This window comes from Metasolibacillus sp. FSL K6-0083, from assembly GCF_038630865.1.
GTDB classification, from domain to species: Bacteria; Bacillota; Bacilli; order Bacillales_A; family Planococcaceae; genus Metasolibacillus; species Metasolibacillus fluoroglycofenilyticus.
Genome location: NZ_CP152046.1, coordinates 2,667,950 through 2,694,208 on the forward strand (window position 1 = coordinate 2,667,950; position 26,259 = coordinate 2,694,208).

24 protein-coding genes and 1 other annotated feature are annotated in these 26,259 nt (G+C 40.0%); of the genes, 21 read left to right on the forward strand and 3 right to left on the reverse strand.

All coding sequences use genetic code 11. The features are described from left to right. Positions 1–21: 21 nt before the first annotated feature. Positions 22–1,074, reverse strand: a complete 1,053-nt coding sequence (locus tag MHB51_RS12460; RefSeq protein ID WP_342471589.1) for an NAD(P)/FAD-dependent oxidoreductase — start codon at positions 1,072–1,074, stop codon at positions 22–24. Between the two features lie 282 nt (positions 1,075–1,356). Between MHB51_RS12460 and epsC the strand changes: the two genes are divergently transcribed. After that, complete coding sequence (gene epsC, locus MHB51_RS12465) at positions 1,357–2,298, forward strand: serine O-acetyltransferase EpsC (RefSeq protein ID WP_066168776.1); 942 nt, start codon at positions 1,357–1,359, stop codon at positions 2,296–2,298. Positions 2,299–2,425: 127 nt separating this feature from the next. Here the strand turns inward: epsC and MHB51_RS12470 are convergent, their stop codons facing one another. Next, positions 2,426–3,442, reverse strand: a complete 1,017-nt coding sequence (locus MHB51_RS12470) for an iron ABC transporter permease (RefSeq protein WP_342558284.1) — start codon at positions 3,440–3,442, stop codon at positions 2,426–2,428. Then, entirely contained in the window at positions 3,442–4,464 is a 1,023-nt protein-coding gene (locus MHB51_RS12475) for an iron ABC transporter permease (RefSeq protein WP_066168782.1), read from the reverse strand. Before MHB51_RS12475 ends, MHB51_RS12470 begins: the two co-directional genes overlap by 1 nt. A 112-nt stretch (positions 4,465–4,576) precedes the next feature. Between MHB51_RS12475 and MHB51_RS12480 the strand changes: the two genes are divergently transcribed. From MHB51_RS12480 to MHB51_RS12575, 20 genes are all read left to right on the forward strand, one after another. Continuing rightward, complete coding sequence (locus MHB51_RS12480; RefSeq protein ID WP_066168785.1) at positions 4,577–5,584, forward strand: ABC transporter substrate-binding protein; 1,008 nt, start codon at positions 4,577–4,579, stop codon at positions 5,582–5,584. 90 nt (positions 5,585–5,674) lie between these two features. After that, entirely contained in the window at positions 5,675–6,460 is a 786-nt protein-coding gene (locus MHB51_RS12485) for an ABC transporter ATP-binding protein (protein ID WP_066168789.1), read from the forward strand. 143 nt (positions 6,461–6,603) lie between these two features. After that, a complete protein-coding gene (gene ispF, locus MHB51_RS12490; RefSeq protein WP_107943499.1) occupies positions 6,604–7,083 on the forward strand; it encodes a 2-C-methyl-D-erythritol 2,4-cyclodiphosphate synthase in 480 nt (159 codons plus the stop codon). A 226-nt stretch (positions 7,084–7,309) separates the two neighbouring features. Next, the gene (gene gltX / locus MHB51_RS12495; protein WP_342558285.1) at positions 7,310–8,770 is read left to right on the forward strand and encodes a glutamate--tRNA ligase; all 1,461 of its coding nucleotides are present in this window, start codon (positions 7,310–7,312) and stop codon (positions 8,768–8,770) included. A gap of 483 nt (positions 8,771–9,253) precedes the next feature. Then, a complete protein-coding gene (cysS, locus tag MHB51_RS12500) occupies positions 9,254–10,654 on the forward strand; it encodes a cysteine--tRNA ligase (RefSeq protein WP_107943497.1) in 1,401 nt (466 codons plus the stop codon). A 4-nt stretch (positions 10,655–10,658) separates the two neighbouring features. Continuing rightward, positions 10,659–11,060, forward strand: a complete 402-nt coding sequence (locus tag MHB51_RS12505) for a Mini-ribonuclease 3 (protein ID WP_066168801.1) — start codon at positions 10,659–10,661, stop codon at positions 11,058–11,060. A gap of 15 nt (positions 11,061–11,075) precedes the next feature. Next, entirely contained in the window at positions 11,076–11,822 is a 747-nt protein-coding gene (gene rlmB / locus MHB51_RS12510; RefSeq protein ID WP_342558286.1) for a 23S rRNA (guanosine(2251)-2'-O)-methyltransferase RlmB, read from the forward strand. A 1-nt stretch (position 11,823) separates the two neighbouring features. Next, the gene (locus tag MHB51_RS12515; protein WP_342558287.1) at positions 11,824–12,336 is read left to right on the forward strand and encodes an NYN domain-containing protein; all 513 of its coding nucleotides are present in this window, start codon (positions 11,824–11,826) and stop codon (positions 12,334–12,336) included. 431 nt (positions 12,337–12,767) lie between these two features. After that, on the forward strand, positions 12,768–13,397 hold the full coding sequence (sigH, locus tag MHB51_RS12520; RefSeq protein ID WP_342559486.1) for an RNA polymerase sporulation sigma factor SigH: 630 nt from the start codon (positions 12,768–12,770) through the stop codon (positions 13,395–13,397). Between the two features lie 75 nt (positions 13,398–13,472). Continuing rightward, positions 13,473–13,619, forward strand: coding sequence for a 50S ribosomal protein L33 (gene rpmG, locus MHB51_RS12525; RefSeq protein WP_107943577.1), 147 nt, complete (start codon positions 13,473–13,475; stop codon positions 13,617–13,619). Positions 13,620–13,651: 32 nt separating this feature from the next. Then, positions 13,652–13,837, forward strand: coding sequence for a preprotein translocase subunit SecE (secE, locus tag MHB51_RS12530; protein WP_066168815.1), 186 nt, complete (start codon positions 13,652–13,654; stop codon positions 13,835–13,837). A gap of 178 nt (positions 13,838–14,015) precedes the next feature. Then, the gene (nusG, locus tag MHB51_RS12535; RefSeq protein ID WP_066168818.1) at positions 14,016–14,555 is read left to right on the forward strand and encodes a transcription termination/antitermination protein NusG; all 540 of its coding nucleotides are present in this window, start codon (positions 14,016–14,018) and stop codon (positions 14,553–14,555) included. Positions 14,556–14,822: 267 nt separating this feature from the next. Further along, a complete protein-coding gene (gene rplK / locus MHB51_RS12540) occupies positions 14,823–15,248 on the forward strand; it encodes a 50S ribosomal protein L11 (protein WP_066168821.1) in 426 nt (141 codons plus the stop codon). 117 nt (positions 15,249–15,365) lie between these two features. Further along, positions 15,366–16,064, forward strand: a complete 699-nt coding sequence (gene rplA / locus MHB51_RS12545; protein ID WP_066168824.1) for a 50S ribosomal protein L1 — start codon at positions 15,366–15,368, stop codon at positions 16,062–16,064. Positions 16,065–16,112: 48 nt separating this feature from the next. Next, positions 16,113–16,257: a sequence feature (ribosomal protein L10 leader region), on the forward strand. A gap of 34 nt (positions 16,258–16,291) precedes the next feature. Continuing rightward, positions 16,292–16,792, forward strand: coding sequence for a 50S ribosomal protein L10 (gene rplJ, locus MHB51_RS12550; protein WP_066168827.1), 501 nt, complete (start codon positions 16,292–16,294; stop codon positions 16,790–16,792). A 76-nt stretch (positions 16,793–16,868) separates the two neighbouring features. Further along, complete coding sequence (gene rplL / locus MHB51_RS12555) at positions 16,869–17,231, forward strand: 50S ribosomal protein L7/L12 (RefSeq protein WP_066168830.1); 363 nt, start codon at positions 16,869–16,871, stop codon at positions 17,229–17,231. Between the two features lie 91 nt (positions 17,232–17,322). Next, positions 17,323–17,925 carry a class I SAM-dependent methyltransferase gene (locus tag MHB51_RS12560; RefSeq protein ID WP_342558288.1) on the forward strand — a complete coding sequence of 201 codons (603 nt, stop codon included), beginning with the start codon at positions 17,323–17,325 and terminating at the stop codon, positions 17,923–17,925. Positions 17,926–18,441: 516 nt separating this feature from the next. Continuing rightward, the gene (gene rpoB, locus MHB51_RS12565) at positions 18,442–22,005 is read left to right on the forward strand and encodes a DNA-directed RNA polymerase subunit beta (RefSeq protein ID WP_201261956.1); all 3,564 of its coding nucleotides are present in this window, start codon (positions 18,442–18,444) and stop codon (positions 22,003–22,005) included. A 119-nt stretch (positions 22,006–22,124) separates the two neighbouring features. Next, a complete protein-coding gene (gene rpoC, locus MHB51_RS12570; RefSeq protein WP_342471592.1) occupies positions 22,125–25,811 on the forward strand; it encodes a DNA-directed RNA polymerase subunit beta' in 3,687 nt (1,228 codons plus the stop codon). Positions 25,812–25,987: 176 nt separating this feature from the next. Next, the gene (locus tag MHB51_RS12575) at positions 25,988–26,236 is read left to right on the forward strand and encodes a ribosomal L7Ae/L30e/S12e/Gadd45 family protein (protein ID WP_066168843.1); all 249 of its coding nucleotides are present in this window, start codon (positions 25,988–25,990) and stop codon (positions 26,234–26,236) included. The last annotated feature ends 23 nt before the right edge of the window (positions 26,237–26,259 follow it).

The following is a 26,259-nucleotide window of genomic DNA, read 5'->3' on the forward strand; positions in this document are numbered from 1 at the left end:
ATACAGTTCCCTAGCCACTTTTTAATTACCCACTTTCGATAATTGTTTTTCGATAATGGAACGATTTTTTTCTTTGAACAGCTCATTATGTGATGATACCATCCCGTAGCGGTACGCGCTAGGCTCTAAATAAGTTTTAATGGAGTTAACGGCATTCGCTGCATCCTGGAAAGTGCCAATCAGAAGATTGACCTTGCCTTCAAATGCTAAAATGTCACCTGCTGCAAAAATGCCAGGCTGTGCTGTTTCTCCAGTAGCCTTCCCTTCGAAATAATAGTCATCCTTTTTTGGAAGAGCTATTGCTTCATCAAAATCCAATGATGCTTCACGATTATAACCATGACTAATAATGACTTCATCAATTTGGCGGATAGAGTTTTCTTGTGTTTTTGAATTTTCGCATGTTACATACTGGATAGCTGTTTTGTCAGCATTGGAAGTGAGCTTTGTAATGGACGTGTTACATTCAATTTTAACACCTGCATTAATTGCTTCTTGTATTGTTGCCTCATGTGCCGATAGCTTTTCGTTTCGGTACACAACCGTAATACTTTTCGCGATTGAGCTAAGCTCAACTGCCCAATCAATGGCTGCATTGCCCCCACCTGAAATAATAACTTCTTTGTCAACAAAGCGTTGAAACGATTGCACGGTATAGTGCAAGTTTGCCATCTCATATTTTTCAGCGCCCTCTAATGTGAGCTTTTGCGGATTAATAATGCCCCCACCGACTGCCAGAAGAATCGTTCGAGAGTAATGACATTCACCCATTGAAGTATGAACGATGAATAAATCATCCTGTCGCTCTATCAAATCAACTTTCGTATTCGTTAAGATTGTTGGGTCAAATGTTTTTGCTTGTTCAATTAATTGCTTAACGAATTGCCCTCCAAGTACAGGTGGATGGCCACCAATATCCCAAATAAGCTTTTCGGGATAAAGCAGTACCTTCCCTCCTAATTCTTGTTGACTTTCGATAAGCTTTGTTTTTAAGCCGCGCAACCCACTATAAAAAGCGCTATATAAACCTGCGGGACCGCCGCCAATAATTGTTACATCATATACATTTTGCACTATATTTCCACATCCCTGAAAAGTATTTAAAACCTAAAAGATGATATTAATTTCTTCGTTGATAACGATTATCATTATCGAGTGATTTTATCATAGCATGAAATTTCAGAAAAGAAAAGTCGGGTCCAAGTGCAATATAGTGCGGGAAATTAAAATGATTATACGTTAGTAAACTTCTGTGCTTGCAAAGCGCGACAATCTTTTGTACCCTTATAAAAACACGAGTATTGATATATGATTAATCAGAGAATAGACTAAAAATTGAAGGGGTGTTTTGTTGTTATGAACTTAAATGAATGGTTGAATGAAAAAATACCAGCAATTACGAGCTCTTTAAATGATATAAATAAGCAGTATGTTGATATTGAAAATTCTATAGGCTTTATCGGACGTGATCAAATCTATAAAATTTTAGATAACTTTCATGAAGTATTATTTCCGGGCATTTACACAACGCCACCAATTGATGAGATGCGCATTAATATTGTGAGTAGTAATAAATTGCGTGAGGCAGCATTAGATTTGCGTGATATTATAGAAAAAGTGTTGATTTATAATATGGAAGATAGCGACCCAGCAAATTGTGGGACGTATTGCCGTGAGCAGGCAGACAAAATTGTGATGAATTTAATTGCTAGGTTCCCAACAATTCGCAAAATGCTGCAAACGGATATTCAAGCTGCCTACAACGGAGACCCAGCGGCACTTTCAACAGAGGAGATTTTGCTAAGCTATCCATCAATTGTAGCAGTGTTTACTCATCGCATTGCGCATGAGTTGTATGAGATGGGTGTGCAAATTGTGCCACGTATTATGTCAGAGTATGCGCATCGTTTAACGGGTATTGATATTCACCCGGGGGCATCGATAGGCGAGTCATTTTTTATTGACCATGGTACAGGGGTTGTTATTGGAGAAACATGTACAATTGGCAACAATGTGAAAATTTATCAAGGTGTGACGTTGGGAGCGTTAAGCTTCCCGCTTGATGCGAATGGAAATCCAATTAAAGGAATTAAGCGTCACCCGAATATTGAGGATAATGTAGTCATTTATGCGGGTGCGACGATTTTAGGTGGAGAAACGACAATTGGTCATGATTCGGTGCTAGGAAGTAATATTTGGCTAACGCATTCTGTCCCACCGTATTCTCGTGTTTATAATTCACAACCATCTCCAAATATTAGTAATAGTCAAATGAAAAACATTGAGTATCATATTTAGCTTACAAAGTGGCTGAGATAAAAGGTTGTCAGTCAATGAAAAAAGCGGACTATACTATGAAGCTTCACTTCGAAGATTCAGTATAGTTCGCTTTTTAGAAACCTGTTTTTAGTATTGAAGGTTCACTTTATTTTTTCATAAACATTAAGTAAATAAAATAAGGTGCACCGATAATGGATAAAATAATACCAACAGGCAATTCTGTTGGAGCCATTATAATACGACCAATCATATCTGAAACGACAAGAAGCAGCCCACCAAGCAAGGCGCTTATTGGGATAATTTGATAATGTGTAGCTCCTACAAGTCGACGAGCAATATGTGGAGCAATTAAACCTAAAAATGTAATTCCTCCACCAACAGCGACACATACACCTGCGAGTAATACAGCAATGAATAATAAGCGTAGGCGATCACGCATTAATGAAATGCCGACACTGATGGAAACCTGATCGCCAAGTGTCATAATATCCAATACTCGAGATTTATAAATCGTGTACGGAATGAGAACAAGAAGCCATGGCAGCAGCACCCAAATAAACGTCCAAGAAGTGCCCCAAATCGTACCAGATAACCAGACAATGGTTTTCATAAAGTTAATTGGCTCCATCTTTAACTGCAAAATTGTAATACCCGCCCCAAATGCAGAATTAATCCCTATTCCGATTAATAACATGCGTGTTGGCGTAACATTTCCTTTTTTCCAAGCGAGCAAGTAAATAAGGGATGCTGCCAAGAGAGCGCCTACTAACGCAACAAATGGCATAAAGAATATTGATAGCCATTCAATTGAAAAAATAACTCCTTGTATGAAAAATGTATAAACTACTATTGCAAAACCAGCGCCCGCATTAATGCCTAATATTCCAGGATCAGCCAGAGGGTTTTTGGTAATTGCTTGGAAGATTGCTCCGGAAACAGCCATGCCCATTCCAACTAACATAGCCATGAAAATTTTAGGTAGGCGGAAACTAAAAATAGTAATTTCATCTTGTTCAAGCCCATTCCCCGTTAAAGTCGCAATAACACGATTTAAAGGAATATGAATATAGCCTGCATTGATACTAATAATAATGCTACAAACTAATAAAAGACAAAGCATAGTTAAATAAATGGGAAATCGTTTCGCTTGATGATTAAGCATTAAATAGCCCTCCCATCATTGCGAGCTAAATATAAAAAGAATGGTACTCCGATGATTGCTGTTATAGCGCCAACTGGTGTTTCGAAGGGGCTATTCACTATGCGTGCTACGATATCAGCGAACAGCAAAAATCCACCGCCAACAATTGCGCAAGTAGGAATAATCCAGCGATAGTCTGTACCAATAAGCATTCGTACAATATGAGGGATAATTAAACCTACAAATCCAATCATACCTGCAATTGACACAGCAGCCCCTGTTAAAAGTAGTACAACAATTGTGCTTAGTATACGAATACGCCCTGTATGAACGCCCAGCCCTTTAGCTGTTTCATCACCCAAGCTTAAGATGGTAATTGATTTAGATAATAAAAAGGCTAAGGCAATTCCGACAACGATGAAAGGGATAGCTAACCGGATATGCATATGTTGTATACTTGCTAGTCCACCTGCATACCAAAAACTAACATCCTTTGAAATATCAAATTTTAAACCTAGAGTTGTTGTCAAGCCAGTTAAAAATGTTGTTATAGCAGAGCCACAAAGAGCAAGTTTAACAGGTGTAACGCCACCTTTACCAAAAGCTGCAATGGCGAAAACAAGTGCTGTTCCTAGACCTGCACCTATAAAAGAACTGAATGCTAGTAAATAAAAGCTTGCATTTGAAACACTTGCATATGTAATCGCAACCGCAAATGAGGCTCCTGCCGTAACCCCCATAATGGATGGAGAAGCGAGGGGGTTGCGTGTAACTGCCTGCATAATTGCTCCCGAAACAGCGAGTGCGGCGCCAACGATAAGTGCGGCTATAGCACGTGGTATCCTTAGCTCAGTTAATATAATATGTGTAGCATTCGTTGCATCGAAATGTAAAATGGCATCATAAATCATGGAATATGTAAGATTACTTGCCCCAAAACGAATAGATAAAATAACAGCACCAAAAGTAATCATACAAAGAATAAATATATATAAAATATTTTTTTTGATGCTTATTTTTTCATTGATTATTACTTTTCTCATAAAGCCTCCTGTAAAATGACATTGACACATAGAAATTATTGTTGTAGATTGATTGAGAAAGATTATCATTATTAATTGTATGTGATAAGCATTATAACTTCGGAGGTTCATTATGTCTACAATAACATGGAAAAAAAGAATATTGGGAATGACGGCTACGTCCATTTTAGTATTAGGATTGGTTGCTTGTGCCGAAAAAGAGGAGGAAAGCAATAATACCAACGTAACCGATGTAGAAAATGCGGAAGAAAACAATGATTCAGAAATTGCAGCAACAGAAATACGTATAATTACGGATGCGATGGGTCATGAAATCGAAGTTCCAATAAATCCGCAACGCGTCATCGCCAGTTACTTAGAGGATAATTTAGTAGCATTAGGTATTACACCAGTTGCACAATGGAGCGTTAAAGACGGTAAAAGCATTCAAAATTATTTACAAGGTATGTTAAAGGATGTTCCTGTAATTCCGCATGATTTACCATTAGAGGCTGTGCAAAGCTTTACTCCTGATTTGCTAATCATGGATTCTTCTGCAATGGTAGAGGGCGATAAATATGCTCAGTATAGTAAAATTGCGCCAACCTATGTTATTGGAACAGAGGTTAACAATGATTGGCGAGATGAATTGTTACGTGTCGGGGAAGTGTTTGATAAAAAGGCAGAGGCAGAAAAAGTGTTAGCTGATTATGAAGAGAAGGCGAAAGAAGCAAAGCAAACTATAGAAGAAAAGGCTGGCAACCCATCAGTGGCAGCTGTTTGGCTAACTGGAGGTAACTTCTTTATAGTATCTGAAAATTTATCAAGTGGTGCTGTGCTATATGGTGATTTAGGTCTTGCAGTACCAAAAGTTGTAAAAGAAATATCTGCAAGTGCTACAGGTAACTGGAGTGCTATTTCCTTAGAAAAATTAGTAGAGCTTGATGCAGACCATTTATTCATCATTGATAGTGAAAGCCCAGAAAATCCAGCGATATTAAGTGATACTTTATGGAAGGCAGTACCAGCAGTTAAAGCGGGCAATGTTCATAACATTTCTAAAGAAGAGAGCTGGTTATACACAGGTGCTATTGCCAATACCCAAATTATCGACAAAGTCGTTGAAGTACTAACGAAATAATATACAAAAGGGCGTCCAAAAGCAGTATATTACCTGCCTTTTGGACGCTTTTGGTGATGTCCCATCATCCGATAGGAAAGGAAGTTTAAAATGACTTTAATTCAAGCAAAAGATGTAACGATTCATTATGAGTCTACAGAGGTTGTGAAAGCTGTAAATATAGCAATTGAACAGCAAAAAGTTACAACGATTATAGGTCCGAATGGTTGTGGGAAATCGACATTATTGAAGGCTTTAACAAGAATAATCCCGCATAAAAAAGGGCAGATTTTATTAGATGGAGAACAAATTGCTAAGTTTAAGACGAAAGATTTGGCAAAACGGATGGCTATTTTACCGCAGGTTACAGAAAGTCCTGCAGGTTTAACTGTTGGAGAGCTTGTGTCATATGGACGTTTTCCGCATCAATCTAGATTAAGCACACTGAACAAAGAGGATTATGAAATTATTGATTGGGCACTCAGTGTCACGAATACGCTGGACTATAAGTATAAAGCTGTAGATAACTTATCTGGTGGACAACGTCAGCGAGTATGGATCGCAATGGCATTGGCACAAAAAACTGACATTATTTTTTTAGATGAACCTACTACATATTTGGATATGGGACATCAACTTGAAGTGTTAACGCTTTTAAAAAAATTAAATGAAGAGCAAAATTGTACAATCGTAATGGTGTTGCATGATTTAAACCATGCCGCCCGTTTTTCTCATAATTTGATTGCCATGCGCAGTGGTGAAATTATTAAGGTGGGGGATGCGGAAGAAGTGATGACAAAAGAAATTTTAGCACAACTTTTTGATGTAGATGTTCATCTTGTGAGAGACCCCAAAACAAACAAGCCGATTTGTCTTACTTATGATTTATTTGAGTGAAAGAAAGTTCTTTCACTTTTTTTGTGTTAAAGGAACAAATTCAACATTATGCGGTTTTTTTAAAAAATTGAAAGCGGGTTTTTCTTTTTCCGTAGAAGTTTTGGTATGATAGAAAGTAAATACTGAATTAAAGGAAGATGAATATGTTTCGAGTAGGACAAGGTTATGATGTACATGCATTTGCGGAGGGGCGCAAATTAATTTTAGGCGGGATTGAAATTCCACATGAACGCGGTCTTTTAGGGCATTCTGATGCAGACGTATTATTACATACGATTACGGATGCGGCACTTGGCGCAATTGGTGAGGGAGATATCGGACGTCACTTTCCGGATACAGACCCTGAGTGGAAGGACGCTGATTCGGCAAAATTGCTACAGTATATTTGGAAGATTGTCGAGGAGAAAGGCTATGTGTTAGGGAATGTAGATGCAACAATTATGGCACAGCGTCCGAAAATGGCACCTTATATTGAACCTATGCGTAATCGAATTGCGGAGCTGTTAAATGCAGACGCATCACAAGTGAATGTAAAGGCGACCACGACAGAAAAGTTAGGCTTTGTTGGTCGTGAGGAAGGAATTGCAGCTTTAGCTACGATTTTGTTAATTAAAAAACAATAATGGGTGGCTGTTTGAAAAGTGGTTTAACATGCAACTTTTTGAACAGCTATTATTGCTTTTTAGAGTGTAGGTCATGATTTAAAAAGCTGTTTTATATTCATCGCTTGGTCGTTTATAATGAGTGCTTTGCTTTTTTACTCCTATACTTTTAATTGTATATGGACAGTGGTAAAATGGACAAAGTTGAAAACGGTCGGAAATCCGTTAAAATTCAGGAGGTTTTTTTATGACGAAACAAGTTCGTGTTCGCTATGCGCCATCGCCAACGGGTTTTTTACATATTGGCGGAGCGCGTACAGCATTATTTAACTATTTATATGCCAAACACCATGATGGTAAATTTATCGTGCGTATTGAAGATACGGATATCGAGCGTAATGTGGAGGGCGGGGAAGCATCTCAGCTCGACAACCTGCGCTGGCTAGGTATTATACCTGATGAATCAATCGATATCGGCGGACCGTATGCACCATATCGCCAAATGGAGCGCCTTGATATTTATAAAGAGCATGCGGAGCGTCTACTGGCTGAAGGAAAAGCATATAAATGTTTTTGTACATCAGAGGAGCTCGAGGCATCACGTGAGGCACAAAAAGCAAATGGTGTTGCTGCGCCGACATATGATGGTAAATGCCGTCATTTAACAGCGGATGAAGTAGCGAAGAAGGAAGCGGCTGGAGAAGCTTATACGATACGTATGCGCGTACCAGCAGACACAACGTACAAGTTTACAGACTTAGTGCGCGGTGAGGTTATTTTTGAGTCAAAGGATATCGGCGATTGGGTGCTAGTAAAAGCAAACGGTATTCCAACATATAACTATGCGGTCGTATTAGATGACCACTTCATGGAAATTTCACACGTCTTCCGTGGTGAGGAACATTTATCAAATACACCGAAACAAATGATGATTTTTGATGCCTTTGATTGGGAATATCCACAGTACGGGCATATGACATTAATCGTTAATGACGAGCGTAAAAAGCTCTCGAAACGTGATGAATCAATTATTCAATTCGTAGCGCAATATAAAGATTTAGGTTACTTACCAGAGGCAATGTTCAATTTCTTTGCACTGCTAGGCTGGTCTCCAGAAGGGGAAGAGGAGATTTTCACGAAAGCGCAATTTATCGAGCTATTTGATGAAAAACGATTATCTAAATCACCTTCTATGTTTGATAAAACGAAGCTTACGTGGATGAATAATCAATATATTAAAAAGCTAGATCGTAAAGAAGTTGTCGCATTGGCATTACCGCATTTACAAAAAGCGAATCTTTTACCTATGGAACTAAATGAAGAGCAAGCTGCTTGGGCTTCTGAATTAATTGGTTTATATCACGACCAAATGAGCTTTGGAGCTGAAATTGTCGAGCTTTCTGCGCAATTCTTTAAAGATGAAATCGACTATGATGCAGAAGCTACAGAGGTGTTAGCGGGTGAGCAGGTACCCGAAGTAATGACATCATTTAAAGCACAATTAGAGTCGCTAGCGTCGTTTGATGCAGAATCAATTAAGGCTGCGATTAAAGCTGTACAAAAAGAAACAGGTCATAAGGGGAAAAATTTATTTATGCCAATTCGTGTAGTAACAACTGGTCAAACACATGGCCCAGAGCTACCAAATGCTATTGCATTAATTGGTAAAGAGAAAGTTATTGCTCGCGTAGAAAAGTACGCGAATTAAATGTTTGATTTTTTTACTAATTTCTGTACAATAAAGCTACTATATATGAAAGCTTTGATAAGGAGAAGTACGTCGCGCATGCTCGACAAGAGAGGACTACCACCGGCTGAAAGTAGTCTGAGCCTAGGCAACACGGAAATGCACCTTTGAGCGCTTCGCTGAAACGGAAAGTAGGCAAGCCGGAGTCGTCCATCGTTAAAAGGACTTTAAAGCGGAAAGTGGACTAATCTTGATTTTAGCATCGCTGAATCAAAACAACGCTTTTGACAGATTGCGAAAAAATTTCCCTAGCGAAATTTAAGAAATCTGACCGAAGCATAGTTGATTTGACCCTTTCAAGCAGAGTGGAACCACGCTAATTATGCGTCTCTGTCACAATTTTGTGGCGGAGACGTTTTTTGTATTGATAATTATAAACGCTAGGCATTTGCGTAAATGGCGATGTCAAGAGGGCTTGGAGAATGATGAAAAGGAGAGAAAAAGATGAGCATTTCGATTTTCAACTCATTAACACGACAAAAGGAAACGTTTGTGCCATTAGAAGAGGGCAAGGTAAAAATGTACGTGTGCGGACCGACTGTTTATAACTATATTCATATCGGGAACTCACGTCCTGTTATTGTGTATGATACAGTGCGTCGCTATTTTCAATATGCAGGCTACGAAGTGAAATTCGTATCTAATTTTACAGATGTTGATGACAAAATTATTAAAGCGGCTAATGAGCTAGGTGAAGAAGTATTTGAACTGACGGAGCGTTTTATCGGGGCATATTTCGACGATATTACAGCACTAGGTTGCCGTAAAGCAGATGTGCATCCACGCGTAACGGAGCATATGAATGATATTATTGCATTTATCCAAGTATTAATTGATAAGGGCTATGCATATGAATCAGCAGGAGACGTTTACTATCGAACGCGTAAATTTGATGGTTATGGTAAATTATCACACCAATCCATTGATGACCTAAAGGTTGGTGCGCGTATCGAAGCGGGAGAGAAAAAGGAAGACCCGCTTGATTTCGCCCTTTGGAAAGCAGTAAAGCCGAATGAAATTTTCTGGGCTAGTCCTTGGGGAGATGGTCGACCGGGCTGGCATATCGAGTGCTCTGTAATGGCACGTGAGCATTTAGGTGATACAATTGATATCCACGCAGGCGGTCAAGATTTGACATTCCCGCACCATGAAAATGAAATTGCACAATCAGAGGCGCATACAGGAAAAACATTTGCGCGTTATTGGATGCATAATGGCTATATTAATATCGATAATGAAAAAATGTCGAAGTCATTAGGGAATTTTGTATTAGTACATGATATTCGCCAGCAAATCGATCCGCAAGTGCTACGCTTCTTTATGTTATCTGTACACTACCGCCAGCCAATCAACTTTGCACAAGATTTAGTTGAGGCAGCACGCACAGGCTTAGAGCGAATTCGCACAGCGTATAACAATGTAGAGCATCGCCTTGCGCGAGCGGCTAATTTAGTAAACAATGCTGAAGGGTGGCTAACGCAAATTGCGGCAATCCAGCAGCAGTTTGAGGATGCAATGAATGATGATTTTAATACAGCCAATGCGATTACGGCTTTATTTGAATTAGCTCGTTTAGCAAATATTTATGTAGCTGAAAGTAATACAGAGCAAGAGGTTTTACAAAAATTCCTTACAACATTTGACCGACTTGGTGATGTTTTAGGGATTGTGTTAAAAGCGGAAGAAGAGCTGCTTGATGAAGAAATAGAGGCGTTAATTGAAGAGCGGAATGCAGCGCGTAAAAACCGTGATTTTGCACGTTCTGACGAAATTCGTGACCATTTATTGAGCTTGAATATCGTATTGGAAGATACGCGTCAAGGTACACGCTGGAAACGAGGGTAATAGGATGTCAGAGCTTCGAAAAGAAGATGTTAAACAATTGAATGCGCTAGCACTTGCCTATATGGGAGATGCGGTGCTTGAGCAGAGGGTGCGCGAACACCTTCTGCGCATGGGGCGAGTGAAGCCGAATACGCTGCATCGTGAGGCGACCAAATATGTATCTGCAAAGGCGCAATCAATGGTCATATATCGTTTGCTAGAGGAAAATTATTTGACGGAGGAAGAGCTTGCGGTATTTAAGAGAGGTCGCAATGCTAAATCAGGCTCCATACCGAAAAATACAGATGTGCAAACATATCGCAACAGCTCAGGCTTTGAAGCGGTGCTCGGTAGCTTATATTTATTAGGACAGTTGGACCGAGTGGATGAAATAATTAATTATGCAATTACAATCGTAGAACAGTAGAGAGGAGTGTCGTAGATGGCAGAGCAAGCTGGTGAAATGATTGCAGGAAAAAACCCAGTATTAGAGGCATTGCGTTCAGGTCGCGAAATGAACAAGCTATGGATTGCAGAAGGTGTCAAAAAAGCAGGCATTCAGGAGCTGTTAGATTTAGCACGTGAGCGTGGTGTGCTCGTGCAGTTTGTGCCGAAGAAAAAGGTGGATCAGCTGTCGGATGCAAACCATCAAGGAATTGTAGCGTCTGTTGCAGCCTATGATTATGCAGAGCTAGAAGATTTATTTTCAGCCGCACAAGCAAAAGGCGAGGATCCATTTTTCTTAATTTTAGATGAGTTGGAAGACCCTCATAATTTAGGCTCTATTATGCGAACGGCAGATGCGGTTGGTGTGCATGGTATAATTATTCCGAAACGTCGCGCGGTTGGCTTGACAGCGGTTGTTGCAAAGGCTTCGACGGGAGCAATCGAGCATGTGCCTGTTGTACGAGTAACGAATTTAGCGCAAACTGTAGATGAACTAAAGGAGCGCGGGATATGGGTTGCTGGTACCGATGCAAAGGGTTCCGCGGATTATCGCAAAATGGATGCTACATTGCCGTTAGCGATTGTTATCGGTAGTGAAGGGAAAGGCATGAGCCGTCTACTGAAAGAGAAATGTGATTTTTTATACCATTTACCGATGGTTGGTCATGTTACTTCGTTAAATGCTTCAGTTGCAGCGGCCCTGTTAATGTACGAAGTATACCGTAACCGCCAAGCTTTATAATATGCAAAATGTTTTGCTAGTAGACGGCTATAATATGATTGGAGCTTGGGCGGAATTGCGCCCTTTGCGCGATAAAAGCTTAGAGGATGCCCGTGATCGTTTAGTAGAATTGCTTGCTGAATATAAGGCGACAATGGGATGGCGGGTCATTATTGTATTCGATGCGTATCTTGTACCCGGTACTGAGAAATTGTATATGAAGCACGATGTCGAAGTGCTATTTACGCGGAAAAATGAAACGGCAGACGAGCGTATAGAGAAGCTAACGAATGAATTAAAGGGTAGAAAAGTACAAATTCATGTAGCAACCTCTGATATGACCGAGCAAAATGTAGTGTTTGGACAAGGTGCGTTGCGCAAATCTGCTCGCGAATTAGAAATTGAAATTCAAATTGTGCAAACCAAAATTTCATCCAAAGTAAAAAAAACACAAATAGAGAAGCCAGCTTCGCGCATTTCTTTATCCAAAGATGTGGAGCTTGCATTTGAAAAGTGGCGACGCGGCTTGAAGTAGGTTAGCTAGATTTTGATAAATAACTTCATAGATGATGGGGTGACTAACCAATTTATCCCGCATTAACGGGCAGTAAGACGCCCATTTCAAGATTTAAGTGAAGATACGCTTAGGATAAGTGGGAGATGAACTGCCCGTAAAAGTCCGATTGGTTCACCTAACAATCAGTGGAGGATAAGGAAAACCTCCACCGAGATTGAAGTTTTACTTTATCTGTTATGGCAAATTAAATTAAGCTGAAATCTTTGGTGGATTGCTTGAATAATGGAGAAAAGACTTGTGCAATATAAAATTCATTGACTTCCGCCAAACATATGAAAAAGATGGACAAGCGTTAGCTAAGGGATAATTGATTTTCTGTTTAGTTCAATTATACTGTTGCTAATGATTCTTAAGTGACTGAGGTGAAGCGATTGCTTAAAAGTAGTAAGATGCCAACCATACAGCAATTTGAAGAGCTTTCTGACGAGGAGCTTGTAGAACAAGTTCGACTAGGAAATACAGATGCGTTAGATTTTTTAATAACAAAATACCGCTTATTTGTGAAAGCGAAAGCAAGGTCCTATTTTCTTGTTGGTGCTGACAAGGAAGATATTATACAAGAAGGCATGATTGGTCTTTACAAAGCGATACGAGACTTTAAGGGGGACAAGCTTGCTTCGTTTAGAGCGTTCGCTGAGCTATGTGTTACAAGACAAATTATTACAGCCATTAAAACAGCTACACGCCAAAAGCACATCCCACTTAATTCTTACGTGTCGTTAGACAAGCCAATTTATGATGAAGAATCTGAGCGAACATTGATGGATATCATAACAAGCCCGCAATCTGATGACCCTATGCATGCGATGATTAATCAAGAGGAATTCAACTATCTAGAAGAAAAAATGAGTGAAGTGTTAAGTGAGCTAGAGCAGCAAGTACTGGCACTTTATTTAGAAGGACGTTCATATTATGAAATTTCTGAACTGCTGAACCGTCACGTCAAATCAATCGATAATGCGTTGCAGCGAGTGAAGCGGAAATTGGAGCGTCATTTGGAAGTTGAAGGGATTCGTTGACGCAAGAAGCTTGTTGACAAGCATCATTGTTAGGTGTTAGTCTTGAAAAGACAAAATGCCGAAAAGGTGATACAAATGGCAAAAAAAGTCATTATGAGTTGTGAGAAATGTGGCTCAAGAAACTATGCGATGCCTGCTAAAGAAGGTACAACAAAGCGACTAGAGCTGAAAAAATTTTGCGCACACTGCAATGAACATACGGTGCATAAACAGACAATATAGAGGATATCATTGATTTTGGAGGTTAAGCTAGGATGAGTAAAGTTACAACCTTTCTGCAAGAAGTAGGCGCAGAAATGCGAAAAACAAGCTGGCCAAAAAGTAAAGAGCTAACGAAATATACAGTTGTTGTTATAGTGACAGTTATTTTCTTTGCTTTATATTTTTCGGTAGTTGACCTAGGGATTTCAGAGTTATTCCGTTGGTTCTTAAGTTTGTAAAATAATATTGATGATGAAATAGCCCGTCCGTAGTCATAACGGGTTTTTTCATTTGGCGAAAAATCTTGTCCGGATTTTTGGAGAGGTTTGATGGAAGTTAACGTCATCTTCTTAAAAAACTGTGACATCCGTTGAATTAAAATAACAAAGGAGGGACGGACGAAAAGTCCTTGTAGCTATGGAGAAAAATTGGTATGTAGTTCACACCTATTCAGGTTATGAAAATCGTGTGAAAGCAAATTTGGAAAAGCGCGTTGAAACGATGGGGATGCAAGATAAAATTTTCCGTGTAATCGTTCCGGAGCAAGAAGAAGTAGATGTAAAAGAAGATGGTAAAAAGCGTACAGTTATGCGAAAAGTTTTCCCAGGCTATGTGCTAGTGGAAATCATTATGACGGATGACTCTTGGTATGTCGTGCGTAACACACCTGGCGTAACAGGCTTTATTGGTTCTTCAGGTGGCGGTGCAAAGCCAACGCCATTATTGCCGGAAGAGGCAGAGCGTTTACTCGCTCAAATGGGTATGAAGGATACAGCAATTGGTGATATTGCCTTAGAGGTTGGCGAGGTTGTGGAAGTATTAGAAGGACCGTTTGCTCATTTCCAAGGGAAAGTGGAAGAAGTAGATGTGGAAAAATCGAAAGTAAAAGTTAGTGTGGATATGTTTGGACGCGAAACGCTGATGGAGCTTAGCTTCGAGCAAATTCGCAAAATCTAATCTAATTGAGCATAGATAATATACTTGAAATAGATTGTGGTCTACGTAAATTGACAATGTGTGGAAAGCAATAAAATGAAATTTGACTATTATTTGTGCTTGCGTATATGATATAAAAGTGTTATCATTTCATAGGTCAGACTGTAAATTGTTTTCAGTCGGCAATTGATAGATTTTTAATGTTATCGGCAAATTAGCTGACAGACAGATATTTGAGTGGGAGGGGCAACCCAATTACCACATCACGGACTTAAGGAGGTGTGTCTCGTGGCTAAAAAAGTTATTAAAGTTGTAAAACTTCAAATCCCTGCTGGTAAAGCTAACCCAGCTCCACCGGTTGGTCCTGCACTAGGTCAAGCAGGTGTAAACATCATGGGATTCTGTAAGGAGTTCAATGCTCGTACTGCTGATCAAGCAGGTCTAATCATTCCTGTTGAGATTTCAGTATTTGAAGACCGTTCATTTACTTTCATTACGAAAACTCCACCTGCAGCAGTTCTACTTAAAGTAGCAGCTGGTATCCAATCTGGATCAGGTGAACCAAACCGTAAAAAAGTAGCGACGGTTAAACGTGATAAAGTTCGCGAAATCGCTGAACAAAAAATGCCAGACCTTAATGCTGCATCAGTAGAAGCGGCTATGTTAATGGTTGAAGGTACTGCACGTAGCATGGGTATTGCGATCGAAGACTAATTCCCATTTACTTGATGATGCATTTGTTTTTGGAAGGTTGCGGCACTCGAGTGGTGCGCAACCTTTATTCGTGGGAGGTAAAATTCCGCTATAACCACAATCAAGGAGGAAATTATAATGGCTAAAAAAGGTAAAAAGCTGCAAGATGCGGCTAAATTAATTGACCGTACAAAACTTTATTCTGTAGAAGAAGCAATCGAGCTAGCGCAAAAAACTAGCACTGTAAACTTTGATGCAACTGTAGAAGTAGCATTCCGCTTAGGGATTGATACTCGTAAAAATGACCAACAAATTCGTGGTGCGGTAGTGCTTCCGCACGGTACTGGTAAAACTCAACGCGTATTAGTTTTCGCTAAAGGTGAAAAACTTAAAGAAGCAGAAGCTGCTGGTGCAGATTATGTAGGCGATGCTGAGTACATCCAAAAAATCCAACAAGGCTGGTTCGACTTCGATGTAATCGTAGCTACACCAGACATGATGGGTGAAGTTGGTAAACTTGGTCGTGTATTAGGTCCAAAAGGCTTAATGCCAAACCCAAAAACAGGTACAGTTACTTTTGATGTAACGAAAGCAATCGAAGAAATCAAAGCTGGTAAAGTAGAATACCGCGCTGAAAAAGCTGGTATTATCCATGCTCCGATTGGTAAGGCTTCTTTCGAAACAGAAAAATTAGTAGAAAACTTCTTAGCTGTATTTGACGTAGTTCAAAAAGCAAAACCTGCTGCAGCTAAAGGTACTTACATGAAGTCTGTAAACGTAACTACTACAATGGGTCCAGCTGTTAAAATTGACGCTGCTAACGTAGCGGTTAAATAATAAAAATAGTTGACAACAATTCAACCATTTGTTAATATGGTTTCTGTTGTGAATTATCCATTTGTACCGTAGACAGTAGGAGTGCATTGTGCGCTTAATTTTCCTACCGAGGACAACGGAATTCGGAATCTTTTTAAGATGATGACTTTCTGCCTCTATGTCTATTTTGATATAGGGGCTTTCTTTTGTCGGTATAAATGACTCATTCTAATAGGAGGTGTCATCAAATGAGCAAAGCTGTTGAAGCTAAAAAAGTTCAAGTACAAGAAATCGCTGACAAGTTCCAAGCTGCTGCATCTGTAGTAGTGGTTGACTACCGCGGTCTTACTGTTTCTCAAGTAACAGAACTTCGTAAGCAACTTCGTGAAGCTGGCGTAGAGTTCAAAGTATATAAAAACACTTTAACTCGTCGTGCTGCTGATATTGCAAACGTTGGAGGAATTAACGAACATTTAACAGGTCCAAACGCTATCGCATTCTCAAATGAAGATGTAGTAGCGCCAGCTAAAATTATTAACGAATTCGCTAAAAAGAACGAAGCGTTAGAAATTAAAGCGGGTATTATCGAAGGTACTGTTGCATCACTTGAAGATGTTAAAGCTCTTGCAGAACTTCCATCACGCGAAGGTCTACTTTCTATGCTTTTATCTGTACTTCAAGCACCAGTGCGCAACTTCGCACTTGCAACAAAAGCTGTTGCAGACCAAAAAGAAGAGCAAGGAGCTTAATTGCTACCGAACTTCACAAAAAATCGGCTTAATCGCCTAAAACTTAAAACATAACCTAATGTAGGAGGAAATTAAAATGAATAAAGAGCAAATCTTAGAAGCTATTAAAGCTATGACAGTTCTTGAATTAAACGATTTAGTAAAAGCAATCGAAGAAGAATTCGGTGTAACAGCAGCTGCTCCTGTAGCTGTAGTTGCTGGTGGTGCTGCAGGTGCTGCTGAAGAAAAATCTGAATTTGATGTAGTATTAGCTGCCGCTGGTGCTGAAAAAATCAAAGTAATCAAAGTGGTTCGTGAAATCACTGGCTTAGGCTTAAAAGAAGCTAAAGAGGTTGTTGACAACGCTCCTAAAGCTCTTAAAGAAGGTATTGCTAAAGAAGAAGCTGAAGAAATCAAAGCTAAACTTGAAGAAGTTGGCGCTACTGTAGAAGTTAAGTAATTTCTTGTTAGCATCTCTTAAAATAGACAAGCTCGTCATATGACGGGCTTGTTTTTTTACCTAATTCTTTTTAGCAAGGAGGCGTTACTAAGTGTCGGAGCACTATTATTCTAATAAGCCGCAAGTCGAAAGTAAACCGCGTAAGTGGAAGTTTACACTGCTTGGCTCAGAGTTTATATTTGAAACGGATGCCGGTGTTTTTAGTAAAAATGAAGTAGATTTTGGCTCCCGTGTATTAATTGACACATTTGAAATGCCTGCAATTAAAGGAGCGGTTATGGACGTAGGCTGTGGGTATGGTCCCATTGGTTTAGCTTTAGCAAAGGCGCACCCAGATCGCTTTATTTATATGATGGATATTAATTCACGTGCTGTAGCGTTAGCGCAAAAAAATGCGGAAGTGAACGGGATTCAAAATGTGCAAGTTATCGAAAGTGATGGACTAGCAAATGTAGCGCCTCAAATAGAAGTAGCAGCTATTTTAACGAATCCACCTATTCGCGCAGGTAAGGAAACGATTTTTAAATTTTATAACGAAGCATATGCTATGTTGGTAATTGGTGGCGAGTTATGGGTCGTTATTCAAAAAAAGCAGGGAGCTCCGTCGACTGTAAGTCATTTAGAGGGACTTTTTGCTGAAGTAGAGGTCGTTGAGAAGAAAAAAGGGTATTGGATTGTGCGTGGAAAAAAGTGAATTTTAACTTTTGTCAAGTCAATTCACGCTAAAATATTGACTTGACAAATTGACTGTGATATTATAATAAAATGCAAAATTATTATTTTGAAGAAGTATGCCCTTTTGTATGAATTTGATTTTAAGTAGGGTATGTTTTGCGAGAATTTAGTTTATCTTAATTTATTAAGAGCTCTCATCTTTTAGATAGGTGGCGGGCTGAATTATTTATCTTGCTTTCTTTCAGTGGGAGATTCAATTTTCGCTGATGGAGAGAAGTGCAGTTTAAGAGCGCCACATCCAGTGGTAGCGACTGAGTGACCAACATCAAGTTGGCCTAAAGCCTCTGGCAAATGTTACAGTTTTTTAAGGGGAGTTTTCGTACTCATTCGAAAAAAACCGGACTAAAGTTAGCTTGAGGTGTAATTGAGTTTAACCGAAAATGAGCTTTTTATAAAGACTCGTTTTCTTTTTGTCTTTCGAAATCATACACTATTTGTATGGTTTTGCAAAGACCTATTATCGCTTTATTGAGGGGTGAATGAGTTGACAGGTCAACTAGTTCAGTACGGACGACACCGCCAGCGTAGAAGTTTTGCGCGTATTAAAGAGGTGCTTGAGCTTCCGAATTTAATCGAGATTCAAACAGCATCTTATGAGTGGTTCTTTGCAGAAGGATTGCGTGAAATGTTCCACGACATTTCGCCAATCGAAGATTTTACAGGTAATCTTTCACTTGAATTCATCGATTACGCTTTAGGGGAACCGAAGTATGATGTGGATGAGTGCAAGGAACGTGATGTAACGTATGCCGCACCATTACGTGTGAAAGTACGTTTGCACAACAAGGAAACAGATGAAGTAAAAGAGCAAGACGTTTTTATGGGGGATTTCCCTTTAATGACGGAAACAGGCACATTTATTATTAATGGTGCTGAGCGCGTTATCGTTTCACAGCTAGTCCGTTCACCAAGTGTTTACTTCCATGATAAAACGGACAAAAACGGTAAAAAGGGCTTTGGTGCAACAGTAATTCCGAACCGTGGTGCGTGGCTTGAATACGAAACAGATGCGAAGGACGTTGTTTACGTTCGTATCGATCGTACACGTAAACTACCGGTTACAGTGTTACTTCGTGCATTGGGCTTCGGTTCAGACCAAGAAATTATCGATATCATCGGTGACAATGAATATTTACGCAATACGCTTGAAAAAGATAACACAGAAAGTACTGAAAAAGCACTTCTTGAAATTTATGAGCGTCTGCGTCCAGGTGAGCCTCCAACAGTAGAAAGTGCGAAAAGTTTATTATTCTCTCGCTTCTTCGATGCAAAACGCTATGATTTAGCGAATGTTGGTCGCTATAAAATGAATAAAAAGTTGCATATTAAAAATCGCTTATTTAACCAAACAATTGCAGAAACATTAGCAGATCCAGAAACAGGCGAAATTTTAGTTGAAAAAGGTACTGTTCTTGACCGACGTACACTAGATAAGTTAATTCCTTATTTAGAAAACGGCATCGGTTTCCGCAAGCTATCTCAAGTTGGCGGCGTATTAGAGGACGATATTACAATCCAAACAATTAAAATCTATGCGCCAAACGATGAAGCACAAAAAGAAATCAATGTTATTTCAAATGCTTATGTCGAAGAAGAAGTGAAAAACATCGTTCCAGCTGATATTTTAGCTTCTGTTTCTTATTTCTTTAATTTACTATACGGTGTTGGTAACACAGACGATATCGACCACTTAGGAAATCGTCGTATTCGTTCAGTTGGTGAGCTATTGCAAAACCAATTCCGTATCGGTTTATCTCGTATGGAGCGTGTTGTACGTGAGCGTATGTCGATTAATGACACAGCGTCGATTGTGCCGCAACAATTAATCAATATTCGCCCGGTAATTGCATCTATTAAAGAATTCTTTGGTAGCTCTCAATTATCGCAATTCATGGACCAAACAAACCCGCTTGCAGAATTGACGAACAAGCGTCGTTTATCAGCATTAGGTCCTGGTGGTTTAACACGTGAGCGTGCTGGTATGGAAGTGCGTGACGTTCATTACTCTCACTACGGTCGTATGTGTCCAATTGAAACGCCTGAGGGTCCAAACATTGGTTTAATTAACTCCCTTTCATCATTTGCGAAAATTAATAAATTCGGCTTTATCGAAACGCCGTATCGTCGTGTAGATCCAGATACGGGTCAAGTGACGGAGCAAATTGATTACTTAACGGCTGACGAAGAGGATAACTACGTCGTTGCACAGGCAAACTCATTATTAAATGAGGATGGTACATTTACAAAAGACGAAATCGTAGGGCGCTTCCGAGGCGACAATACGGTATTCAAAAAAGATAAGATTGATTACATGGACGTATCGCCAAGACAGGTAGTGTCTGTAGCGACAGCATGTATTCCTTTCTTAGAAAACGATGACTCGAACCGTGCATTAATGGGTGCAAACATGCAACGTCAAGCTGTTCCGTTATTAAATCCTGAAGCGCCTTTCGTAGGTACGGGGATGGAGCATGTTGACGCGCGTGACTCAGGTGCTGCTGTAGTTGCTAAATACGAAGGGATTGTTGAGCATGTAGAAGCACGCTCAATTCATGTACGACGTATTGAAACAGTTGACGGCAAAGAAGTAAAAGGCGATTTAACGAAATATAAAGTTCAGAAATTCGTTCGCTCTAACCAAGGTACATCTTATAACCAGCGCCCAATTGTTAAAGTTGGAGACCGCGTAAAGCCAAAAGATATTTTAGCTGACGGTCCATCGATGGAGAAGGGTGAGTTAGCACTTGGTCGTAACGTGCTAGTAGCCTTCATGACATGGGATGGCTTCAACTATGAAGATGCTGTTATTATGAGCGAGCGCCTAGTAAAAGATGATGTGTACACATCTGTTCATATTGAAGAATATGAGTCAGAGTCTCGTGATACAAAATTAGGACCTGAAGAAATTACGCGTGATATTCCGAACGTTGGGGAAGATGCACTGCGCAATTTAGATGAGCGTGGAATTATTCGCATTGGTGCGGAAGTACGTGACGGCGATATTCTTGTAGGGAAAGTAACGCCTAAAGGAGTTACGGAATTAACTGCAGAAGAACGTTTATTACACGCAATCTTTGGTGAAAAAGCACGTGAAGTTCGTGACACATCTTTACGTGTACCACATGGAGCAGGCGGTATCGTACTTGATGTGAAAGTCTTCAACCGTGAAGATGGCGATGAATTACCACCGGGTGTAAACCAATTAGTTCGCGCGTATATCGTTCAAAAACGTAAAATCCGCGTTGGAGATAAAATGGCTGGACGTCACGGTAACAAAGGTGTAATTTCACGTATTTTACCAGAGGAAGATATGCCGTTTATGCCAGATGGTACACCTGTTGACATCATGTTAAACCCACTTGGTGTTCCTTCACGTATGAATATCGGACAAGTGCTAGAGCTACATTTAGGTATGGCTTCACGCTATTTAGGTATTCATATGGCAACACCAGTATTCGATGGTGCAAATGAAGAAGATGTTTGGGAAACGATGGAAGAAGCGGGTATGGACCGTGATGGTAAAACAATTTTATATGATGGACGTTCAGGTGAGCCATTCGATAACCGTGTATCAGTGGGTGTCATGTATATGATTAAGCTTGCACATATGGTTGATGATAAGCTACACGCACGTTCGACAGGACCATACTCACTTGTAACGCAACAGCCACTTGGTGGTAAAGCACAATTTGGTGGTCAGCGCTTTGGTGAGATGGAAGTTTGGGCACTTGAAGCATACGGTGCTGCATACACATTACAAGAGATTTTAACTGTTAAATCAGATGATGTTGTAGGTCGTGTGAAAACATACGAAGCAATCGTTAAAGGTGAAAGTGTGCCAGAGCCAGGTGTTCCTGAATCATTTAAAGTATTGATTAAAGAGCTTCAATCTTTAGGTATGGATGTAAAAATGCTAACAATCAACAATGAAGAAGTAGAGCTTCGTGATCTTGATGAAGAAGACGATCTTCAACCGGCTGATGCATTAAACATTGTGCCGACAGATGAGGAAGGCGACACAGTAGAAACTGTAGAGTAACCAGTATCGGGCAGGATTTTGCCCTGCCCGTTTTTTGAATTTTTTCAAATGAAACGATGATGAATGTCGAGCTACGGAAAGGTCTTTATAAAGACTTAGACTAAAGGGAGGTAGGCTCCTTGATAGACGTTAATGAATTTGAATATATGAAAATCGGCTTAGCTTCACCAGATAAGATACGTTCTTGGTCATATGGCGAAGTAAAGAAGCCAGAAACAATCAACTACCGTACATTAAAGCCAGAAAAAGATGGTCTTTTCTGTGAGCGCATTTTCGGCCCTACAAAGGACTGGGAATGTCATTGTGGTAAATACAAACGCGTTCGTTATAAAGGTGTAGTTTGTGATCGCTGTGGTGTAGAGGTTACGCGTGCAAAAGTACGCCGTGAGAGAATGGGACATATTGAGCTTGCTGCTCCTGTATCTCACATTTGGTATTTTAAAGGAATTCCGAGCCGCATGGGTCTTATTTTAGATATGTCTCCACGCGCGCTTGAGGAAGTTATTTATTTTGCATCTTACGTAGTAATTAACCCAGCAGATACAAACTTAGAAAGCAAGCAGCTACTTTCTGAAAAGGAATACCGTGCTTACCGCGAAAAATTCGGTGCATCATTTGATGCAGCGATGGGTGCGGAAGCGATTAAAAAATTACTTGAAAAAATTGATCTTGAAAATGAAACAGTCACATTAAAGGAAGAATTAAAAACAGCTCAAGGACAACGTCGTACACGTGCAATTAAGCGCCTTGAAGTAGTGGAATCATTCCGTAACTCTGGCAATAAACCGGAGTGGATGATTTTAGATGTACTACCTGTTATTCCTCCAGAGCTTCGTCCGATGGTTCAATTAGATGGTGGACGTTTCGCAACATCAGACTTAAACGATCTTTACCGTCGTGTAATTAACCGTAATAACCGTTTAAAACGTTTATTAGACCTTGGTGCACCTAGCATTATCGTCCAAAACGAAAAGCGTATGTTACAGGAAGCGGTAGATGCTTTAATCGACAATGGTCGTCGTGGTCGTCCAGTAACAGGTCCTGGTAACCGTCCTTTAAAATCACTTTCACATATGCTGAAAGGGAAACAAGGTCGCTTCCGTCAAAACTTATTAGGTAAACGTGTAGACTACTCTGGTCGTTCAGTTATCGTAGTAGGACCGAATTTAAAAATGTACCAATGTGGTCTTCCGAAAGAGATGGCAATCGAGCTATTTAAGCCTTTCGTAATGAAGGAATTAGTAGAGCGTGGTCTAGCTCATAATATTAAGAGTGCAAAACGCAAAATTGAGCGTTTACACAATGAGGTTTGGGATGTATTAGAGGATGTTATACGTGAGCACCCTGTACTTCTAAACCGTGCACCGACGCTTCACCGACTAGGTATTCAAGCGTTCGAGCCGACATTAGTGGAAGGTCGTGCAATTCGTCTACATCCATTAGTATGTACAGCCTACAACGCTGACTTTGATGGTGACCAAATGGCGGTCCACGTTCCATTATCAGCAGAAGCGCAAGCGGAAGCTCGTTTATTAATGTTAGCAGCACAAAACATTTTAAACCCTAAAGATGGTAAACCAGTAGTTACTCCATCTCAAGATATGGTATTGGGTAACTATTACTTGACGCTTGAGCGTGAAGGAGCTCGTGGTGAAGGGTCTGTTTTCTACGGCCCTGACGAAGTGTTAATCGCATACCAAAATGGCCATGTTCATTTACACACACGTATTGCCATCCATGCAAGCTCTGTCCAAAATGAAACATTTACGGAAGAGCAAAATAAAATGTTCTTATTAACAACTGTTGGTAAAGTAATTTTCAATGAAATTTTACCAGAATCATTCCCGTACATTAATGAGCCAACAGATGTAAACCTAGAGCAAAAAACGCCTGAAAAATACTTTGCAAAATTAGCAATCGATGCGGAACAATTGGCTGAATTGGAAGCGACTGAAGGCTATGCTGACTTATCAGAAGCTGAAAAAATTGATGCACAACGCAAAGCAGTTCTACAAAAATACTTTGCAGCTGTACCAGTAGTGCCTCCATTCCGTAAAAAGTTCCTAGGGAATGTTATTGCGGAAGTATTCAAGCGATTCCATATTACGGAAACATCAAAAATGTTAGACCGTATGAAAGATTTAGGCTTTAAATATTCTACTCGTGCGGGGATTACGGTAGGCGTATCTGATATTGTTGTGTTACCAGACAAAGGCACTATTTTAGATGAGGCACAATCGAAGGTAGATAAAGTAATGATTCAATTCCGTCGTGGTTTAATTACGGAAGAAGAACGTTATGATCGCGTTATTTCTAGCTGGTCAGCTGCAAAAGATGAAATTCAATCGAAGCTGATGAAATCATTAGAGAAGACGAACCCAATCTTTATGATGTCTGACTCAGGGGCGCGTGGTAACGCATCGAACTTTACGCAGTTAGCAGGTATGCGTGGTCTAATGGCCAACCCGGCTGGTCGAATTATCGAATTACCTATCAAATCTTCATTCCGTGAAGGTTTAACGGTATTAGAATACTTCATTTCTACACATGGTGCACGTAAAGGTCTAGCCGATACAGCACTAAAAACAGCCGATTCAGGTTATTTAACTCGTCGTTTAGTAGACGTTGCACAAGATGTTATTGTACGTGAAGATGACTGTGGTACTGACCGTGGTTTATTAATCGGTGCATTAATGGAAGGCAACGAGCTAATTGAAGCGTTAGATGAGCGTGTAATTGGGCGTTATACGAAGAAAACCATTTTCCACCCAGAAACTGGGGAGGTTATTTTAGAGCGTGATGGTTTAATTACGCAAGATGTAGCGCGTGTAATTGATGATGCAGGCATCGAGCAAGTAACAATCCGTTCAGCATTTACATGTAATACGAAGCACGGTGTATGTAAAAAATGTTATGGTATGAACTTAGCTACAGGTGAAGAGGTTGAAGTAGGTGAGGCGGTAGGTATTATCGCAGCTCAATCAATCGGGGAGCCTGGTACACAGTTAACGATGCGTACATTCCATACAGGTGGGGTAGCTGGAAACGATATTACGATGGGTCTTCCTCGTATTCAAGAAATTTTCGAATCGCGTAACCCTAAAGGTCAAGCGGTTATTTCTGAAATTGCTGGGGTAGTATCAGACATCGATGAAATTCGCGAAGGCTTAAAAGAAATTACTGTACAAGGTGAAGTGGAGACGCGTAAGTATCAAGCGCCTTACAATGCTCGCCTAAAAGTACAATTAAACGATACGGTTGAGCCGGGACAATTATTAACAGACGGTTCAATTGATCCAAAGCAGTTATTAAAAGTTAAAGATGTATCTACAGTACAAGAATATTTATTAAAAGAAGTACAAAAAGTATACCGCATGCAAGGGGTAGAAATTGGAGATAAGCATATTGAAGTAATGGTTCGCCAAATGCTACGTAAAGTGCGTGTAATTGAAGCGGGTGACACAGATTTATTACCGGGCTCATTATTAGACGTACATCAATTTGCTGAAGCGAATGCAGACATTATTTTAAATGGCAAAAATCCAGCAACATGCCGTCCGGTCATTCTTGGTATTACAAAGGCTTCTCTGGAAACAGAATCATTCTTATCAGCAGCATCATTCCAAGAAACAACTCGTGTGTTAACAGATGCAGCAATTAAAGGTAAGCGTGACGAGCTTCTTGGTCTGAAGGAAAACGTAATTATCGGTAAACTTGTGCCAGCAGGTACTGGTATGCAGCGTTACCGTCAAATCCGTATTGAGCAGGATGCTGAAACGGAAGAAGAACTAACTTCAGCTGAGTAACGAGAATTCCGGTAGAGAGCTATTCTCTGCCGGAATTTTATCGATTACAACATGTTTTTAACGGGTGTTCCTCGACCTGTTGAAAGATGTTAAATAAATAGTTGACAGGTGCAAGTAGAGGATGATAATATATTTAAGGTTGATAGTTAACTGTCTAAGCTTTGGAGGATATGCAAATGTCTTATAGTAAAGTAAAGACCAGTCAAACAATCATAGGTACAAAGCAAGCAGTGAAAGCAATGCATGCTGGTCAAGTTACAGAGCTTTTTGTCGCACTCGATGCAGACAGTTGGGTAACCGATCCGGCCATTCTTCTCGCGAAAGAAATCGGTATACCAATTACTTTGGTCGAGTCAAAAAAAGAACTTGGAAAAGCTTGCGGCATTCATGTTGGAGCTGCGGTTATTGCGATTACTGCGATGTAGTTTTTGTGTAGTGTACACAAAGA

Excerpts from the sequence above, each read along its gene's own strand:
- MHB51_RS12485 (WP_066168789.1), top strand. The coding sequence starts at position 5,675 with ATGACTTTAATTCAAGCAAAAGATGTAACGATTCATTATGAGTCTACA.
- cysS (WP_107943497.1), top strand. The coding sequence starts at position 9,254 with ATGAGCATTTCGATTTTCAACTCATTAACACGACAAAAGGAAACGTTT.
- MHB51_RS12575 (WP_066168843.1), top strand. The coding sequence starts at position 25,988 with ATGTCTTATAGTAAAGTAAAGACCAGTCAAACAATCATAGGTACAAAG.
- rplL (WP_066168830.1), top strand. The coding sequence starts at position 16,869 with ATGAATAAAGAGCAAATCTTAGAAGCTATTAAAGCTATGACAGTTCTT.
- epsC (WP_066168776.1), top strand. The coding sequence starts at position 1,357 with ATGAACTTAAATGAATGGTTGAATGAAAAAATACCAGCAATTACGAGC.
- gltX (WP_342558285.1), top strand. The coding sequence starts at position 7,310 with ATGACGAAACAAGTTCGTGTTCGCTATGCGCCATCGCCAACGGGTTTT.
- rplA (WP_066168824.1), top strand. The coding sequence starts at position 15,366 with ATGGCTAAAAAAGGTAAAAAGCTGCAAGATGCGGCTAAATTAATTGAC.
- rplJ (WP_066168827.1), top strand. The coding sequence starts at position 16,292 with ATGAGCAAAGCTGTTGAAGCTAAAAAAGTTCAAGTACAAGAAATCGCT.
- MHB51_RS12475 (WP_066168782.1), bottom strand. The coding sequence starts at position 4,464 with ATGAGAAAAGTAATAATCAATGAAAAAATAAGCATCAAAAAAAATATT.
- nusG (WP_066168818.1), top strand. The coding sequence starts at position 14,016 with ATGGAGAAAAATTGGTATGTAGTTCACACCTATTCAGGTTATGAAAAT.
- MHB51_RS12505 (WP_066168801.1), top strand. The coding sequence starts at position 10,659 with ATGTCAGAGCTTCGAAAAGAAGATGTTAAACAATTGAATGCGCTAGCA.
- rpmG (WP_107943577.1), top strand. The coding sequence starts at position 13,473 with ATGGCAAAAAAAGTCATTATGAGTTGTGAGAAATGTGGCTCAAGAAAC.
- sigH (WP_342559486.1), top strand. The coding sequence starts at position 12,768 with ATGCCAACCATACAGCAATTTGAAGAGCTTTCTGACGAGGAGCTTGTA.
- ispF (WP_107943499.1), top strand. The coding sequence starts at position 6,604 with ATGTTTCGAGTAGGACAAGGTTATGATGTACATGCATTTGCGGAGGGG.
- rlmB (WP_342558286.1), top strand. The coding sequence starts at position 11,076 with ATGGCAGAGCAAGCTGGTGAAATGATTGCAGGAAAAAACCCAGTATTA.
- secE (WP_066168815.1), top strand. The coding sequence starts at position 13,652 with ATGAGTAAAGTTACAACCTTTCTGCAAGAAGTAGGCGCAGAAATGCGA.
- MHB51_RS12480 (WP_066168785.1), top strand. The coding sequence starts at position 4,577 with ATGTCTACAATAACATGGAAAAAAAGAATATTGGGAATGACGGCTACG.
- MHB51_RS12470 (WP_342558284.1), bottom strand. The coding sequence starts at position 3,442 with ATGCTTAATCATCAAGCGAAACGATTTCCCATTTATTTAACTATGCTT.
- MHB51_RS12515 (WP_342558287.1), top strand. The coding sequence starts at position 11,824 with ATGCAAAATGTTTTGCTAGTAGACGGCTATAATATGATTGGAGCTTGG.